We start from the raw sequence: 17986 nt of genomic DNA on the forward strand, positions 1-17986 counted from the left end.
AATTTTAAAATCATCTAATAAGTATATATATCTAACACCCTTTAAAATGGTTTATCTAGCGCATTTTACTTACTCTGCATTTTCAATTTAGTGAGAATGAAAATAGAGGGGATTTATGCAACTAAACCACCGTGATAGCTTGATTTTCCGTGATAATTACTTGAATAAAGACAGTTGGATTGCGGCGAATAAAATCATGGCAAAGAAGATTTTGACGGAATTTACTCACGAAGGAATTATCACGCCGATACTCGTTAATGATGATAATTATGTGCTTAATATTGATAGCCAACAGGTTCGATATCATTTTAAAGCGAAGCCGTATCTCTTAGAGCATTTAGATATTTGTCTCGATTCCATTAAAAAATATAAACAAGAACAAGAAGTTCCTATTGATGCCTTAGAACTGTTCATTGAATTATTTGAGTTTTTAGAGGTAGATAAATCGCTACTACCCATACATGTTGATGAAATGATCTCGACATTAAACAGTTGGGCCTATAAGCGAACTGCGGATCGCCTTAACGCCGAAGCACTAATACATGCCGATTATCAATTAATAGAATCTACGATGGATGAAGGGCATCCCGTTTTAGTCGCCAATAAAGGGTGCAATGGGTTTGATTTCATTGATTCTCTTAAATATTCCCCAGAATGTGGCGCTCAACAACATGTTGTGTGGATTGCGGTTTATAAAGAGAAAGCTACGTTCAGTGCAATTTCCTCATTAAATTACCAAGATTTAATCCATTCAGAGCTCTCTAAAGAGGAAATTAGTCATTTCAATGAAGTACTTCAACAGAATGAGGTGTTGAACGAAGATTACTACTGGATGCCAGTGCATCAGTGGCAGTGGCGTGAAAAGGTCTTAATTCGATTTGCAGCTGATATTGCTCGTAAAAAAATTATTTACTTAGGAATAAGTTCTGATTCTTATAAGGCCCAGCAATCGATTCGAACACTGTTCAATATCAGTCAGCCAAATAAGCGTTATATCAAGCTAGCCATCTCGATTTTTAATTCCGGATTTATGCGCGGGCTTTCCCCCTATGCAATGAAAACGGCACCGGCAGTTAATGAAAGTCTCGATAACATATTTTCACAAGATGCTTATTTGATTGATAAAAATTTCAAACTACTGAAAGAAGTTGCCGCAATAGGATACCGTGACACTTTGTTTGAAAGGGTCATCACTGAGGAATCACCTCAAAAACATATGTTGTCCGCACTGTGGCGAGAAAATCCATATGATAAAATCGATAAAAATCAGCGATTAATGACCATGGCGTCATTACTCCATATTGATAACCACGGTACATCTTTCCTTATTGAATTAATCAAAGCATCCGGTCTGTCTGGGCGAGAATGGATACGTGAGTATTTAAAACGCTATTTATCGCCGCTATTGCATCTCTTCTACGCTTACGATGTTGTATTTATGCCTCATGGTGAAAACGTTATTTTGATTATTGAAGAGGACAAACCTGCCGGCATTTTCATGAAGGACATTGCGGAAGAGGTCGGTATTTTAAACCATGAAGGTGAGTTACCTGAGGCACTAGTTGAACGCGCTTACACTATGTTAGACAGTGAGAAAATTGAACACTTTTGGACGGAATCATTCGACTATTTCTTCCGCTATATGGCTGTTATTTTAGATAAAAACCAATGCTTAGATGAGGATGATTTCTGGCGATTGGTTGCGGATAATATTCATGAATATCAGGAAGAGCACCCTGAATTACACGAGAAGTATGTGCGGTTAAATCTGTTTGAACCAGCATTTAAACAAACATGCTTGAATCAACAAAAAGTACTGCATGGTCCTGAATGTATGTCGCTTATCGAAATCAAAACCAATAAGCATCTTAATAGAATGATATCTAATCCATTATTTTTATTTAAAAAATAGTTAATATAAGAAAAGGATACTCACGTTTGAGTATCCTTCAGCGACTTAATTATTTAACTTTGCGAATTAAAATTGCTGCCAAGAATGGGCTAATAGCAAACAGAGCAAATAGCCATACAGAGGCTTGTTGAGCTCCGACTAACCCTCCAGGGCTAATCAACCCGCTATTATTGACCACCACACCCACTAATGCTGCGGATAATGCGGTCGCATATAATTGAATAGTGATAACAGAGGAAGAGGCGAGGTTTTCTTCTCCTTTTGGCGCAGCCTTAAATACCCGCAGTACCAAATGTGGCCAACATACGCCAATGCCTAAACCAACCCCCATCATGGCGAGTAAATAGAGAGCGAACAGCAGCATAGAGTCCACTAATGCTAAATTGGGTGTCAGTATCGCTAAAATAACCAATGATAGAAATATGATGACCGGACCCATCTTGAGAATACGCAGGACAATAGCGCCCGTTTTATTGGCGCTCAGTAATGCGCCCACCGTCCAACCCGCCGCCATGACTGCGGTTAAATACCCCGCCATCAAAGGCGAAAACTGGTGAATGGTTTGCAAGAAATAAGGCACATAAATTTCTGTGGTCATTCCTCCCACTAGCAGGCACATCGTCAGGAAGATCATCCCAAGTTGAGTTTTCAGGGAGTAAGCACCAGTGGGGAGTAAACGCTTTCCATTTTTTCCATCAATGAACGCAATGGTGATAAGCAAGGCAATACCGATGAGTAAGCCAACAAGATTGCTGAGTAAGCTTTCTGATAAGCTACCGATTGAGATGGCAAGCACGGAAATAACCAAGAGTGAAATAGCTAAAACTGGAATTTTATTTGACTGTGGTTGTTGATTTTTTTTTCTAGGTAGTTGATTGATAACAATGATTGCCAGTAAAACAGCGACGGGCAGTAAAGCCCAAAAAGCCCAGCGCCAATGACCGCCCTGCGCGAAAATTCCGCCAATGGCGGGACCACAAAGTGTCGCGATCCCCCACATACCGGAAATGACCCCCATGGCACGAGACCACAAGTTTGGCGTAAAGACAATCCGGATCAGCGCATAGCTAAGTGCGAACAACATTCCACCGCCCAGTCCTTGCAAGGCGCGCCCCCCTAATAACGTCAGCATTGAAGGTGATAATGCACACCAAATAGAACCGAAGGAAAATAGCGCTAGGGCAAAGAGATAAGCCCATTTAGGTCCCAAACTGTCCAGAACTTTACTGGATAAGGCTGAGCCAATAATGGAAGTCGCCACAAATAACGTGGTGTTCCATGCATAGTATTCAAGACCACCAATATCGTTGACGACGCTTGGTAGGATAGTGGTGACGATATAAATATTAATGGCATGTAATGCAACGCCACCTGTGAGAGCAATGGTTAATAATGCATTGGTACCGCTGAGTAAATCGGCCCATTTTCCTTGTTGTTCGGTGCCTGTTTCATTGAGTTGAGTGACAGTTTTATTGCTCATACACAGACCTGCTGGACGAAAGAGTGAATAAAGAGGTATTATCCAAGTATTAACTTGGATAATAAAATCACACCATGAATAAAGCAAGTAATTACTTTGATAATCTAAATCTGACTCAGGCGGTGGATAAGGTGCTGTTTTGCATTAAAACGAAAGGACCTATTTCCACCTCCGTCATTGCAGATGATCTGAATTTAACGGGGGAAGCGGCTCGCCAGCATGTCCAAAAGTTGACGTCATTAGGGCTAGTAGAGGGAGTTCAATGTACGGCTCAGTCAGGTGCGGGTCGTCCTCGACAAAATTGGGTATTAACAGAATTGGGGCATCAGCGTTTTCCTGATACTCATGCTCAGCTCGCCTTGCAGTTAATAGATTCAGTAAAAACTATTTTTGGTGAGTCAGGGCTAGAAAAACTGATTGAGCAGCGAGAAGCGGAGAGTCGCAGTAAATATTTAGCACGTTGCCAAGGGTTACCATTAGAGAAATGCTTAACGGCATTAGCTGAGGTGCGTAGCGAAGAAGGTTATATGGCAAAAGTTGAGCATGATGAGGATGGCTGGCTGTTTATTGAAAACCATTGCCCTATCTGCGCAGCGGCGACCGCGTGTCAAAATTTTTGCCGCTCCGAGCTTGCATTATTCCGTGAAGTATTAGGGGAAAGCGTCCATGTTGAGCGGGAACAATATCTACTAGATGGCGCGGGGCGTTGTGTATATCGAGTTACTTTGGCGCGCCCTTCGGAGAATTAGCAGATTGCGCTATTTTCGATTTTTTATTGGCTATCCACGCATAGGCAATCCCTGCAATCGCACCTGCAATATGGGATTCCGTGGAAATTTTTTGATGAACGGGCAATAGTCCGCTTGCCATTGCACCGAAATAGAACAGCACCAACAGGGCGATGACGATGTCTAGCCATTTTCGGCGAAAAAAGCCTTGGGCAATTAACAAACCCCATAGCCCAAAAATCCAGCCACTAGCGCCAATGTGCAGTGCATTTCTGCCGATAAGCCAAACGATGGCACCGCCAATCACAATGATGAAGGCGCTGGCATAAGCGTATTTCCGGATGGAATCGTGTAGGAGTAAAGCACTTAAAATCAGTAATGGGGGCAAATTACTGAGAAGATGAGCCCAATCGCCATGGATCAGTGGGGCAAAAATAATCCCCACCAGCCCATGGGTTGTCCTCGGCTGGATGCCGAAACTGACAAGTGAATAGCCACTTAAGCTATTGACGATTTGAATCGCTATCAGTAAACCCGCAAGAGTAATAAGCAGTTTAATGCGCGGGCTTAACCAAGTTTTCATTATCGATGTCCAAGAGATTGTACACTTTCAACCAATTGAGCGAGTTGGGTTACTACGCGATCGCCCACATCGGCATTATCACCGCCTAATGCTTTGTTTCGCAAGAAATCTTTCTTGATTTTTTGCCAGCGAGCGGAGTTTTCTTTGCTGAGTCTACCGCGTAACTCTGCCAGTTTGAGTAAGTTTTCTTCCGCACCCGTCGTCAGTAACTGTGCTTCACCGAGATAATGGTCATCCAACAATCTTTCCAGTTCATCATCATTCATGACCGACGAAACTTTTTCACTGAGTTTATTCATATTCCGGTAACTACCTTGTAGGCGGAATGCGGGTTCAGTTCGATATTTATCAGACTGTGCAGCGCTAGCAATGTATTGTTGATTCACTTTCAGCACGACATCACGCAAGCTTAGCAAGCGGGAAATAACGGCGGTTATTTCATTAATTTCGGCATCGGAGTAGGGGTAGCTGAGCGCATTGGTAGAAACGGATTTACCCATGGCTTTATCCACCAATAAGTATAGGTCGTTTAAATCACGCAGCGCCAGTGGTGCTAATACAGGATTGGATGTCAGGCTGTTTTCAATATAGCTCAGTGCAAAAGCATCATCCATGCCGCCTAATACCTCGCCGAGGTTATAAATATCTGCACGGTTAGCCAGCATATCTGGGATTCTGAATACTTCGCCAGATTCGGTATATGGGTTACCAGCCATCACGACGCAGAATTTTTTCCCACGCATATCGTAGGTTTTGGTTTTATCTTTCCATACCCCTTCAATGCGGCGGGTTCCATCACACAGGGAGATAAATTTCTGTAAGAATTCAGGGTGAGTGTGCTGAATGTCATCCACATACAGCATCACGTTATTACCCATTTCGAGGGCAAGATTGAGCTTTTCTAACTCTTGTCGAGCGGTGGCATTGGGGGCTTGCTCTGGGTCGAGAGACAGCACATCGTGTCCAAGGGCGGGACCATTAATTTTCATAAAGATCAGGCCAAGGCGGTCAGCCGCGTACTCCATTAAGGTCGTTTTACCGTAGCCCGGCGGGGAGATCATCAGCAATAGCCCCATTAAATCGGTACGTTTATTTTCGCCAAGGGCGCCAATCTGCTTAGCCATGTTGTCGCCAATGATCGGCAGATACACATCATTGATAAGTTTATTACGCACAAATGAGCTGAGTGGTTTCGCTTTGAACTCATGGAGTTTTAGGCGGCTGCGTTCTTCACTGACAATACGTTGGCGCAAAGCTTGGTATTGACGAAATGCAGGAATGAATTGCTTACGCTGTTCGCGCATTCGGCTGAAATAGTCATCCAAACTTAGCGAGAGAGTTTGGTTATGGATAGTGGGGTGATCGCCTAGTAGCCCACTGACTTTAAAGTATAAATCGGCTTCGCTATAACGTGCGGATGCCATTTTATCTAAGATAATAATCGCAATCGCACCTGGAATATAAGGGCGTAGGTGGGCAAACTCCTCGATAGAACATAACCCTTGCAGCCAATTTTGCAGTAATGCCCAGCGTGGGGCATAACGTGTACCAAGGTTTTGTTGTGAACGGTTAAAATCCAACCACATATGCGCGTCTTCTAAACGTGTTTGCAGTGCACTCACTAAGTCTCGCGCATACTTGCTGTATATCAGCTCAATTGGCGTTCTGGCTAAGGCAAAGCTCAGATATTCTGCGGCTTGAGCTTGCTGGTGAAGTTGGCAATCAATGGGGTTATCTTGCAAGAATAAGCTGATATCTGCTTCGATCTCTGCTTGAAGGTCGAGAAGTGCGTCATCGTTATTGAATAATTGACGAATGTTCATCGCGGTTCTTGCTCGCTCAGGCCACTGAGCAGGGTATTCCTGATTTTGGATATGCTGCCAAAAAATGGCGGCAATAGCGCGAGCGGTTGGATTGAAACGCAGTAAATCAGCACTTTCACCGATAGGGATCAGCTTTTTCAAGATAGCAATGGCATCGTGGTCATGGATCCCTTTTTCGTAGCCTTCTTTATAGCGCGGGGCGGCGAAATCACGAACCAATTTATCCATTTTCTCGGGGACAGAAAGGGCACTCTTTAGGGTGTCATAATCTAAACCATCTTGGCGTTTTGCGGCCGCATAGATGATGGAATAAGCGAGGTATTCTGCGCGATAAACGGTGTCGGATTCAGACTCAAGGTTTGCTGTCCAGTAAGGTTGTAAGGTCGCGAGTTCAGCGTTATCAATCGGCTCTTGGAAATCGGTGCCCGTGAGATAGACCCACAATTGGTTATCTTTCGGTAAAATAGTGAGGTCAAGCTCTTGTGTATTAACACTGAAACGGTGGCGACCCAGCTTAATGATGTTACCGCCATCTTCAAAGATGTCGGTTTTATCTCGCAGAATACGAATAGCTTGATCTCGGGAAGCTTTGAGCCTTGCATCGATATCATCGGCTTTAACGTTATCGTTGATTTCCCGAAGTTTTTCGATGATTTCACGGGTTTTCTGTGCCAGTGGGTCGGTGGCAAAAAACGCATTCAGTTCATCTTGGTTTTGCAAGCGTACAGTGCGGCGTTGAAGGCTTTCTAATAATCGGTCTGCGGCAGTGAGTAAATTCTGTGAACGACGTTGGCGGTCATCAATGAGCGTTTGTTTATGAGACTCAAACGTTTCCAGCAGCTCTTCGCGTTTCGCTAAAATATCATCAAGAAATTCATCATGATGGCTAAACTGACTTTCTAGCTCTTCTAATTGAACCAGTAATCGAGATAGCTGATCATCACAACGTTCAGGGTCGGTCGCAAGGGAGAGTGCGTTAGTGATCCCTTGGCTAAACAAACGAAATTGAGCCCCAAATTGAGCCACACTTTCAACGCTAGTTTGGGATTTGCGTTTTTGTTGTAGACGAGCGCGAGATTGGTTTAATTGCGCATAAATCTGTGAAATGGCGTCAATGATGTGTGTTTGTAGCGTCACATCATCGAAACTCAGCGATGCCATTAAGTTAGAGAGCATATCCAAATCCGCTGACATTTTTTCCATGTCATTCATTGGCGTGTCTAACTGAGCACTCGTCTGTGCCTTGTCTATTTGCTCTTCAAAGGTAGCCAGCTGAGTTTTTAACGGTTGTAGAGCTTTATCACTGGCAAGAAACTGTGCGGTAGCTTGAGAAACACGCTGCTGAGCGTCAGTAATTTCTGTTTCCATCTCACTGAGGGTCGTGAGATCCATATAGCGGAATTCCCGTAGGGAAATCAGGTGTCCTTGTTGGGTATTTAAGGCATTTAATCCATCCACAAATTGTTGAATATTCGTCCATTCTTCCGGTAAGGTGAGGGAAAGTAAGGATTTTTGGCGAGTGATTGCCTCATTCATGGATTTTGCGGATTGCTGGCGGATACTTTCGACTTTTTCATACTCGTCGAGAACCAGCTCACTGGTTTGGGTTATTTCTTTTAATAACTTGCCAATGCCTAAGCACTGCTCGTCATTAAACCAGTAGAAAATATCCAGCAAGTTTTTGGGTTGTTGGCTAAGTTGTTCGTAGCGGGAAACTGACACGTGGTTACCGTCAATTTCTTTGGCGATATGGAGAATTTCGGAAATTCTACGGACTAAATCTGCGTTGCCAATACGCCCAAGAAAACCACCGCGAGCGGGTTGTTTGTCTGCAAACTCGTCTGAATAAAAAGGCGTTTGCCATACTTGCATGGGGTGAACGCGGGTGGCTTCATCACTTTCCCCTTCGAACAAGACCATCTTGCCATCTTCTAGCATGGCATAACCATGCCCGATTAATGGGACTGCAAGTTTACGTTCAATCAGATTGTAGTTGAAAAGGGCGATACGACCTTGGTTGGGGGAGTAAAATACATATAGTACATCTTCCCCATTGGGCGAACGACGTAAGCGACGAAAGCGCATCCCATCCATTGGCTGCTCAAAGGTTTTATACTCCCCATTTTGCAGGTAGTAGCCTCCTGGGAAAATAATGCCATGATCTTCAGGAAGCTGTACACAGGCTTGTCCAATCGCGTCGATACGCTGAACGGTTTGGTTCAGGATGTTGTAAACCAAATAACGCCAGCTTTCTTCACGATATGGCAGGATTTTGAGTAAAATCAGGCTGCCAGTCTGTGCGTATTCAATTTGGGCGTCATCAAGGGATTGGTTTTTATCTAGTACCGCTTCGCGATATATGCCTAGCCCATCTTCCGTGTTGTTTTCACATTTGATGGTCAGGTCACCGCCAATCGTTTCTACAAAGACGGTATCGAGAATATTGATATGAGGATAGCGCCCATTTACGGTGTTTTCTCGTGTGGTACGCACCCATTCGAAATCGTTGGTTGGCGGTAAGGCAATGTCTCGTTCACCGCGATTATCGATGTATTCAATACGCGATTTGTCGCTGGAAATTGACCAGCGGAAAACCCGCACATCCGTTAACCGATCACCAATTTGAAAGCTCGCTAACAGCTTGCCATCGCGTTCGACTAATTGAAGTAACTGCGTGTTTTTGTAATAGGTGTAGAGCTCAGTAAAATCCTGAACAAAGCGGGTGTCACTGAGGAAGGTGCCTTCATAAGGAACAGCATCTACATCAAAATCACCTTCATTTTCAGTGAGCTGGTAGAGTGAAAAAACATCTTCAATGTGCGTTTCTTTTTTTAAACCAAGAAAAACGTTATAGCCAAATAGTAGCCAATCGCCGACTCGAACAATGTCTCTGGCTTGGCAATTATTTTCAGTACGAATGCGGATACGCCCGATGATGTCCATCTGGCTTTGACCAAATTCAGTCAGTCGGCTGTCATTCAGTTGCGCCGCTTTTTGATGAAGTTGCTGCCCTTGTTCTGTCAGGCGCCTGCGCAGTATTTCATACGCGCCACCTTCTGCTACGGCATTGTCGAGAATTTCCTGTTCGCGATTCACATCTTGGGTTTCTGACATGTTTAACGAATTTCCTTGGTCTTAAAAAGAGATACGCTCATAAAACGTCAAGTCACAGATAAACTGTAACTTGACGATATTGAGGTATAAAACTTACCTGAAAAGCGAAAATATTGATGGATTAGCGTTGATTATCATCGTAAGAAACGGGCTTGCTGACGACATTTTTTGCTGTTTGCGTTGCGCCTTTTGCTGCCATAAACCCATTGATTAAGTCTTTCACTTCAGGGTTTTGCAGTAAGGATGCAATATCAATTTTCTTCTCTTCTGTGGCGCGGTTTACCAGCTTTTCAAGATTTTCCTTGGCAAAGCTGCTTTTATCCATAAAGCCATCAACGGCTTTTCCTAAACTCAGTGCTTTGGAGAACGTGTTGAAGAAGTTACCATCACCACCGACAATTTCGATGTTGGTTTTGCTCAGTGCCGCAGCCAGCACATCCGCTTGTTCGCGAGCAATTTCTTTATTCGCTTCAATGGATGCCATAGATTGCTCAAACTCTTTCTCAAGACGCATACGGAATTCTTCATGTGAGCGAGCTGTATCACTGAGGTGATCCATTGACTGGAATTTATCTGTCAGACCGTCAGCTTCGGCTTTCAGGCGTTGGCGAATCACTTCGGCTTGCGCCGCACCTAATTGACCTTCACCACGCGCTTGAGCGGCCAGTTTTTCTTCCAGAACTTTGGCATCAGCCAAGCCCAGCTTCTCTTTTGCATTCGCTTGTTGCTCTTCACCGCGGGCTTGAGCGGTCAATTTTTCTTCCAGAATTTTCGCTTCAGCAAGACCTTGCTCGCGTTCAGCTTGGGCTTTGGCTTCCATCACTTGAGCTTCGGTTAAGCCTTTTTCTTTCAGACCACGGGCTTCGGCTAACAGTTTTTCTGCGGTAATATTCGCTTGAACCAGACCCTCTTTCTCTTCAGCTTCGGCTGTGGCTTGGCGAACACGAGCTTCGGCTAAACCTAATGCCGCGTGCTCGGCTTCAATTCCTTCGGCTAAGCGTTTTTTCGCTTCCGCTTGTTTCGCGGATGCTTCCAATTCAGCTTGTGCCATGGTGCTGATTTCTTCTGCGCGGTGTTTGGCACTCGCTTCATCGGCTTCAGCTCTTTTCACTTGACGGACTAAGGCTTCCTCAGCTTCCGCTTGGGCGTTAATCACAGTGACTTGCTTCATACGTTCCGCTTCAGAAATCTCACGAACCTCTTTGATGCGCTCTTCTTCTTGAGCCACAGTTTTTTCAACCGCTACACGCTCACGAATCACGTTAGAGATATTTTTGCGCTCTTCTTCTAATGCTTTTTCTTTATCAATACGTTGCAACTCAACTTCGCGTTCACGTGCAACAATTTCTAGTTCACGAGCGCGGTTAACGCGTTCTTCTTCAATAGCGACAGCACGAGTGCGGTTCTGCTGAGCCACTTCGACTTCACGCATACGGTTTTCTTCGCGAATTTCAATTTCTTGCTGCGTTTGAATACGAGCTTGCTCGGACTTGAGACGTTCTTCTTCTTGAACGCGCAAGGTTTCTGCTTGTTCGCGAGCGCGGATATTATCGATTTCACGTTTTTGGCGAGCTTCAGCATCGGCTTGTTGGCGCTCTAATGCCAAGCTAGCTTCGCGGGTTTCCACATTTTTTTTCTGAATGGCTAACTCTTGATCTCGCTCTTTTTGGTTAGTTTCGATGTTGTGGATAGCGGTAATTTCGGTGATTTTACGAATACCTTCGGAGTCGAAAATATTATTGGGGTCAAGGGCAGATTTCGGTGTTTGCTCTAAATAGTCGATTGCTACGTCTTCGAGAGCATAGCCGTTCAGATCCTTGCCTATTACATCGACGATTCGGTCGCGGAAATTTTGACGGTCTTCAAACAACTTAGCTAATTCAAATTGCTTGCCCACTGTTTTCAGGGCTTCTGAGAATTTAGCACTAAATAAGGCGCTAACGGCTTGATGGTCAGATGCACGGTCAACACCGATAGCCTTAGCGACTTTTAATACGTCTTCCGTGGTTTCATTCACGCGTAAATAGAAGGCAACGGTAATATCGGCACGCAAGTTATCTTGGCAAATTAAACCGTCTTTACCGCGGCGGTCGACTTCCAGAGTGAGCAACGAAATGCGCATAAACTCTTTTTTGTAGATAACGGGATACACTAATGCCCCTGTAAAGTGGACTTTAGGTTGTGACGACATGTCGTTGACAATCAGGGCGGTGCCTTGAGGGACTTTGATATAGAACGCTTTAAATAAGCCAAAAAACCCAAGAATGATGATTATCACTCCCCCAACAACCGTTAAAAAAGGCATGTATTCAGCCAAATCCATATTTCTTCTCCATGGGTTCTGACGATGTCGTCATTCTTTATTAATTAGCAAAGTGGTTTATATTTTGTTTTTACTGTCGGAATTCATTTTCAGTTACGACTTGGTAACTGTGGGATTGTGGGTCATAGCTGATAATCACGACGCGATCGCCGCGTTTGATATTGTCGGCGCTAGGTGCTCTAACCTGCAAAATGAGCCCTGCACCACCATCTTCTAATACGGCTTCCCCATTTTGTTCGGTTACCGTGCCGGAACGTACGGTTGCCAGCTTCCCCATTAACTGATGGACAGTTTTTGGTTTGTTGAGGTTAACCAATCGGTTACGAATAGGTCGTAGGAAGATTGCCGTCAATTGCAGGGAGATAAATGCGGTAATCACCAGTAGCGTTACGCCGACGGCGTAGCGAAGTAGGGTCATATCGATGAATCGGAGAAATAAATGCGCAGCAAAGTAGCTAATGAGCCAGCCAAATAGGGTAAATAACGTCAAGATAATAGTAACGGGAATTCCCGCTAAACCTAATTTAGTGAGCCAACCTGCGAAGCCAGTGAGGTCGATACCCTCTGCATCTAGTTCCGTATCAATATTAAATAAATCAATATCTAACAAACCAAAAGCAGCACACAACCAGTAAAAAAGGACAATAATGAGTAAACCGCTAAAGATAATGGTAGGAAAAGTCAGGCAATTCTCTAAAAACAAACTCATTAGTTTTTCTCTTTAGTGAGGTCGTGGATGATGACCTTTGTCGACATTTGTTAGGCGGTATGAGTGACCTTTACCTGTGTTTTTTTATGGCACATTTATCAAAAAATGAGCAGAATTTGGTTAATCATAAGCACTTTTCAAACGAACAACATAGGACTAGTCTAAGTCTAAATTTTTGCAATATCTCGCTGATTTCTATGATTAATTCTGTGCAGTGACCTTGAATCGCGTAAGACGTTTAACTCATTGATTATTATTGAGTTTCATTGAAAATAACATAACTGATAACGATTCTCAATTGCGTTTTATTATTTTGAGGTGTTCGTCACCTCTACTCCTTATAATTGTTGGAGTAGAGATGTCATAGCGGGGAGTTAGTCGACGAGATTCAGGAACGCGGCGCCGCGAGCACCACCGGAGGCACCGTAACGCGCTTTTTCAATGGCAGGCATTTTGGCGATGCCATATAAATATTGCGGGACTATTTCAGGCAATAAGCGATAAATTTCATCAAACTGCGATAAGCCACCACCGATCACGACCAAATCAGGGTCAAAGACAGTAATCACTTGGCCTATAAACATGGCTAGCACCATCATATAGCGCTCAACATGTTGTTTAGCAGCTAGATCGCCTTGTTGATATAACTGAATAATGTCGATAGCTGAACGTTTTTCATTGGTAAATGCCGCATAAATACGTTCAAAACCAGGACCCGAGAGGTAGGTTTCAAAGCACGCGGTTTGACCGCAACCACAGACGATTTCCGGAACAGTATCACCGAGATACTTAGCAGCACGAACACTCATATTCATGTGCCCAATTTCCCCTGCAATCCCGTTTTTTCCGGATAGCACTTTTCCGTTTATCACAAATCCACCACCGACTCCGGTACCTAAAATTAATCCGAGTACACTAGGGTAGCGTTTGAATTCAGGATCCCAGGCTTCAGAAAGTGCAAAACAGTTAGCATCATTTTCAACTTTTACTGGGCGATTTAAGAGGTTAGTGAGGTCGTGAATGAAGGGTTTATATTGTGCACTTGGCACATTGGTTGTAAATACAACGCCTTCCGAGTGATTAACGATACCTGGAACACCAATACCAATTTTACCTTGGCAGCTAAATTGTGCATCTGCTTCAGCGGTGAGATCGCGAAACGCATTGAGTAATGCGTGGTAATCATCTTTTGGAGTAGGAACGCGTTTTTGCCATACTTGATTGAGTGCTTGGTCAAATACTGCCAACTCAATTTTGGTGCCGCCCATGTCAAAGCCGTAATACATTTCATCTTCCTCAAATTGGTCTATTTCATTAAATAGAAATGTATCTATTTGATAAATAATGATAGAGAGTCAGTAATGGCTTAATTATACAAAAGTTTCCCAAAAAATGATTGCGGGATGATTTTAATTCCATTATTGTTATATTATAACATTACATTTGTTTTATTAGGAGTTACCGTGAAAGTCCTCAGCTCATTAAAAACCGCTAAGCAGCGCCACCCTGATTGCCAAGTTGTGCGTCGTCGTGGTCGTATCTATGTGATTTGTAAAACTAATCCTCGTTTTAAAGCAGTCCAAGGCTAGTATTCCGTTATTCTCTGTTTCTTCGTTCCTTGTTTTCGCCGTGGCAATTCATACTCCTTGCCATGGCGTTTTTTTATGGATTTACAAAGTTAAGAATGCTGTTTTTGATTTGTTCTCTCAGCCATAAGGTTTTTGAGTTATACGCGTTACGTTTGTGCCACAGCATCAAGAAAGGGATTTCGAGTTGCTGATATAAAATGTCATCGACAGGCAGAGGGCGACAAACTAAATCAAGATTAAAATCATTAACATAGTGTTGGCAATAACCCGGCGAGCTCGTGATGAGGTTGTGCTCAGGTCGAGAGGCCATTAAGAGTGATTGTTCAAAGGTAGAGAAGGATAGATGAATGGGTCGATGAAACCCCATGGTTTCCAGTAAATCATCGAGGGCCCATGGAATGCGATTGCCAAATTCAGTGCTGATATGAGGATATTTTAAGTAATTCGCTAATGTCCATTCTTCTTGCAAAATAGGGTGGTCACTGCGGATAAACGCCAGAGGTTTATCGGTGAATAACACTTCGAAGTTCAGAATGTCAGGTAGATGATTAATAGACTCTTTGGATGAATGGAAGCTTTCACGACCCACTAATCCGATATCCGCATCTCCCGCGATCAGCGCTGCTAACGAGTTATAGTCCCAATCTCGCACAATGACCTCGGATTCTGGGTATTGATTGAGGATATTCAGGGATAAATCATGGAGCATGATGAGGTTTAAGGGCGCTTCCATCATTAATCGAAACGTCATTCCTCGTGGCTTTTCAGTGTCTCTGATCTCTGCAATATAGTGAGATAAATTTAAAAACTCAGGCAGTGATTTTTCAATACGATGCATCAATGGGGTTGGAACCAGCCCTTGCGGGCTGCGGATAAATAACGGGTCATCGAACCATTGGCGTAGTTTAGACAATGACTTACTGACGGAGGAGGGGGTAATAGCAAGCCGTTTGGCGGCAAGGCTTACACTGCGCTCTTCCACTAAATATTGCAAAATAACCAGTAAATTTAAGTCTAATCGATGCAATTGCTTATTCACATGTAGCGACCTGTTGGTTGACCTGCGTAGTCGGTATTCTGAGTAACACCATGCCAATCATTCCTGCTGCAATCAAGATAATTAACAGCATACTCACTGAAGGGACACCCATCACACCCATCATCCAAATGTAGGCTGAGGCGCAGCTTAATTGTGAGATAGCTAAAACGGAGCTGGCAATACCCGCTTTTTTCGCAAATAGAGATAAGGCTTGACTCATAATAATGCCAAACTGCATGGAGAAACCTATGCCACAGAAGGCAAATACGATGTACAACAGAGCTAAATGGGGAAGTGCGAGCAGATAGACTGAAAGTAGTACGCCATTAATCAAAAATAAACTTAACGCCGTATTGAGCAGCGAGCGGCTATTAAATTTTGAAATGAGTTTCGGCATTAAGAACGATGTTCCCATACTGACCATCGCCAGCAACGTCATGGCAGTGGAGTATTGACCCGTCGTGAAACCCAGATTTTCCATCAAGATAATCGGCGCAACGTTAACGTAAGTCAGGATTACGCCCATACCAAAGCAAGAGATAATCAAACGGGTAACAAAGAAAGTGTTAAATAGCTTTTCTTCTATCGCCGGTTGGGCATTTGATTGTTTCGTTGATGATGCAGAAGAGGGCTTCGTTTCTTTAATCGAGATTAGGCAAAATAGCATGCTGATAACCGCATAGCCTGCCATAAAATAGAACATCACTGACCAGTGGTAAATGAGCAAAATCGCAAATCCAATGACGGGAGCCAGCACAGGTGCAATGCAGGTCACGCCATTCATTGCGGCGAGCACTTTGGTACGGCGTTGGGGGGGTAATACATCGCGTAAAATAGCGAATGTCACGACATAACAGAAACCTGCACCAATACCTTGGAAGAACCGAGTGATGAGAAAGGTATCAATGGAAGTCGCATTTCCCGCAATAATGGATGCAATCGCGAAAATAGTCGTTCCAGCTAGCACGACGGGTTTGCGACCGATATGGTCGGCACACCATCCCGCAATTAGCATGGTGGATGCCATACCCGCTAAATAGATGGAGAATGCCACATGGAGTTGGCTTTCATTGGCATGTAAATCTGCGGCAATATAGGGAATGCCGGTTAAATGAAGGTCGACACCCAAAGGATAAATAAGGACGATCCAGAAACTAAAAAGGACATATTTGGTCATGAGATACGCTACGTTGTGAGGGTTAACCCGCTAATTTTAATTGGGTTGGATGATGGAATGTATGGATTAATTGGAAAATAGTATTTTCCAAAATGGAAATTTTTAATCAATAACTTCTTACTAATTATTAGCGTTATTACTAATCTTCTTGCTATTAGTGATGAAATTCACTTGCACACTGATGCATATTTTGTCACGTTTAATACAATCGATTGATGATTCTCCATTTAATCTCCCAAGTCATTTCCAGTTTCGATTTGTCGGTAAGTCGATGGTTGAAATTTTTTGGGTGAAGTATGTAAACAGACAGGGTGAAGAGAATGAAAAATGTAGGATTTATTGGCTGGCGCGGAATGGTCGGCTCTGTATTGATGCAAAGAATGGTAGAGGAAGGGGACTTTAACGTCATTCACCCGGTATTTTTTACCACCTCCCAACATGGGGCTGAAGCACCCGTTTTTGGTGGTCATCGCAGTACGCTGCAAGATGCATTTGATATCGATGCGTTGAGTGCACTGGATATTATTATTAGCTGCCAAGGCGGCGATTATACCAATGAAGTGTATCCAAAATTACGTGAAGCGGGCTGGAAAGGCTACTGGATTGATGCTGCATCCGCACTGCGTATGAAAGACGATGCGATTATTATTTTAGATCCAGTGAACCACAAACATATCCAAGACGGCTTAAATAAAGGCATTAAGACCTTCGTCGGCGGTAACTGTACGGTGAGCTTAATGCTAATGTCGCTGGGGGGCTTATTTGCTAATGATTTGGTTGAGTGGGCCTCTGTCGCAACTTACCAAGCCGCTTCTGGTGCGGGTGCGCGTAATATGCGTGAACTTCTGTCGCAAATGGGTTCTTTACACGCGCAAGTGGCGAAAGAGCTGCAAAATCCTGCATCAGCTATCTTAGAGATTGAGAAAAAAGTCACTGACTTTACACGTAGCGGTTCAATGCCAACGGATGCTTTTGGTGTACCGCTTGCAGGCAGCTTAATCCCGTGGATTGATAAAGCCTTAGACAATGGTCAAAGCCGCGAAGAGTGGAAAGGTCAGGCGGAAACCAACAAAATTTTGGCAACGGGTAGCAATATTATTCCTGTTGATGGTCTGTGTGTTCGTGTGGGCGCACTGCGTTGCCACAGCCAAGCATTCACATTGAAACTGAAAAAAGATGTACCACTGAACGAAGTGGAGCAGCTGCTGGCTTCCCATAATGAGTGGGTGAAAGTGGTGCCAAATGACCGTGAAATTACCATGCGTGAACTGACTCCAGCCGCGGTAACAGGTACATTGAGTACACCGGTTGGTCGCCTGCGTAAATTGAATATGGGACCTGAGTATCTGTCCGCATTTACTGTGGGTGACCAGTTGCTATGGGGTGCTGCGGAGCCTCTGCGCCGCATGTTGAGAATTCTGCTGTAGTTCGCTTTTCTTAACGAACCTAAATAGGAATGGCACCGGAGTGATTAAACGCTCTGGTGCCATTTTGCTTTATTGTATTGAT

The 17986-nt window shown here is 43.8% G+C and carries 12 protein-coding genes; 4 read left to right on the top strand and 8 right to left on the bottom strand.

The features are described from left to right. Nucleotides 1-115: 115 nt before the first annotated feature. Entirely contained in the window at nucleotides 116-1912 is a 1797-nt protein-coding gene (locus PSF16_RS02415; protein WP_154632928.1) for an IucA/IucC family protein, read from the top strand. A gap of 49 nt (nucleotides 1913-1961) precedes the next feature. On the opposite strand, the gene PSF16_RS02420 is transcribed toward PSF16_RS02415, so the two are convergent. Beyond that, nucleotides 1962-3392 (bottom strand): MFS transporter, encoded by a 1431-nt coding sequence (locus PSF16_RS02420; RefSeq protein WP_006663258.1) that lies wholly within the window; start codon nucleotides 3390-3392, stop codon nucleotides 1962-1964. Nucleotides 3393-3466: 74 nt separating this feature from the next. Here PSF16_RS02420 and PSF16_RS02425 point away from each other — a divergent pair, with 74 nt between their 5' ends. Continuing rightward, nucleotides 3467-4141 carry a helix-turn-helix transcriptional regulator gene (locus tag PSF16_RS02425; RefSeq protein WP_006660630.1) on the top strand — a complete coding sequence of 225 codons (675 nt, stop codon included), beginning with the start codon at nucleotides 3467-3469 and terminating at the stop codon, nucleotides 4139-4141. On the opposite strand, the gene PSF16_RS02430 is transcribed toward PSF16_RS02425, so the two are convergent. The 5 genes from PSF16_RS02430 to nagK form a co-directional block, all read right to left on the bottom strand. Next, the gene (locus PSF16_RS02430; protein ID WP_006663257.1) at nucleotides 4113-4703 is read right to left on the bottom strand and encodes a rhomboid family intramembrane serine protease; all 591 of its coding nucleotides are present in this window, start codon (nucleotides 4701-4703) and stop codon (nucleotides 4113-4115) included. The genes PSF16_RS02425 and PSF16_RS02430 overlap by 29 nt on opposite strands. Then, nucleotides 4703-9640 (bottom strand): DNA repair ATPase, encoded by a 4938-nt coding sequence (locus tag PSF16_RS02435; protein WP_272688720.1) that lies wholly within the window; start codon nucleotides 9638-9640, stop codon nucleotides 4703-4705. Before PSF16_RS02435 ends, PSF16_RS02430 begins: the two co-directional genes overlap by 1 nt. A gap of 121 nt (nucleotides 9641-9761) precedes the next feature. After that, complete coding sequence (locus PSF16_RS02440; protein ID WP_036966961.1) at nucleotides 9762-11963, bottom strand: flotillin family protein; 2202 nt, start codon at nucleotides 11961-11963, stop codon at nucleotides 9762-9764. Between the two features lie 70 nt (nucleotides 11964-12033). Continuing rightward, nucleotides 12034-12672 (bottom strand): OB-fold-containig protein, encoded by a 639-nt coding sequence (locus tag PSF16_RS02445; RefSeq protein WP_036966964.1) that lies wholly within the window; start codon nucleotides 12670-12672, stop codon nucleotides 12034-12036. A 374-nt stretch (nucleotides 12673-13046) separates the two neighbouring features. Next, on the bottom strand, nucleotides 13047-13958 hold the full coding sequence (nagK, locus tag PSF16_RS02450) for an N-acetylglucosamine kinase (RefSeq protein WP_154631791.1): 912 nt from the start codon (nucleotides 13956-13958) through the stop codon (nucleotides 13047-13049). A gap of 177 nt (nucleotides 13959-14135) precedes the next feature. On the opposite strand from nagK, the gene ykgO reads away from it, so the two are divergent. Continuing rightward, on the top strand, nucleotides 14136-14261 hold the full coding sequence (gene ykgO / locus PSF16_RS02455; protein WP_006660624.1) for a type B 50S ribosomal protein L36: 126 nt from the start codon (nucleotides 14136-14138) through the stop codon (nucleotides 14259-14261). Between the two features lie 73 nt (nucleotides 14262-14334). Here the strand turns inward: ykgO and yidZ are convergent, their stop codons facing one another. Continuing rightward, on the bottom strand, nucleotides 14335-15300 hold the full coding sequence (gene yidZ / locus PSF16_RS02460; protein WP_036962498.1) for an HTH-type transcriptional regulator YidZ: 966 nt from the start codon (nucleotides 15298-15300) through the stop codon (nucleotides 14335-14337). Next, the gene (locus PSF16_RS02465) at nucleotides 15293-16477 is read right to left on the bottom strand and encodes an MdtL family multidrug efflux MFS transporter (RefSeq protein WP_006663251.1); all 1185 of its coding nucleotides are present in this window, start codon (nucleotides 16475-16477) and stop codon (nucleotides 15293-15295) included. Before PSF16_RS02465 ends, yidZ begins: the two co-directional genes overlap by 8 nt. Nucleotides 16478-16797: 320 nt before the next feature. On the opposite strand from PSF16_RS02465, the gene asd reads away from it, so the two are divergent. Then, nucleotides 16798-17904 carry an aspartate-semialdehyde dehydrogenase gene (gene asd, locus PSF16_RS02470; RefSeq protein ID WP_006660620.1) on the top strand — a complete coding sequence of 369 codons (1107 nt, stop codon included), beginning with the start codon at nucleotides 16798-16800 and terminating at the stop codon, nucleotides 17902-17904. The last annotated feature ends 82 nt before the right edge of the window (nucleotides 17905-17986 follow it).

The sequence above is a fragment of the Providencia sp. PROV033 genome (assembly GCF_028484855.1).
GTDB classification, from domain to species: Bacteria; Pseudomonadota; Gammaproteobacteria; order Enterobacterales; family Enterobacteriaceae; genus Providencia; species Providencia alcalifaciens.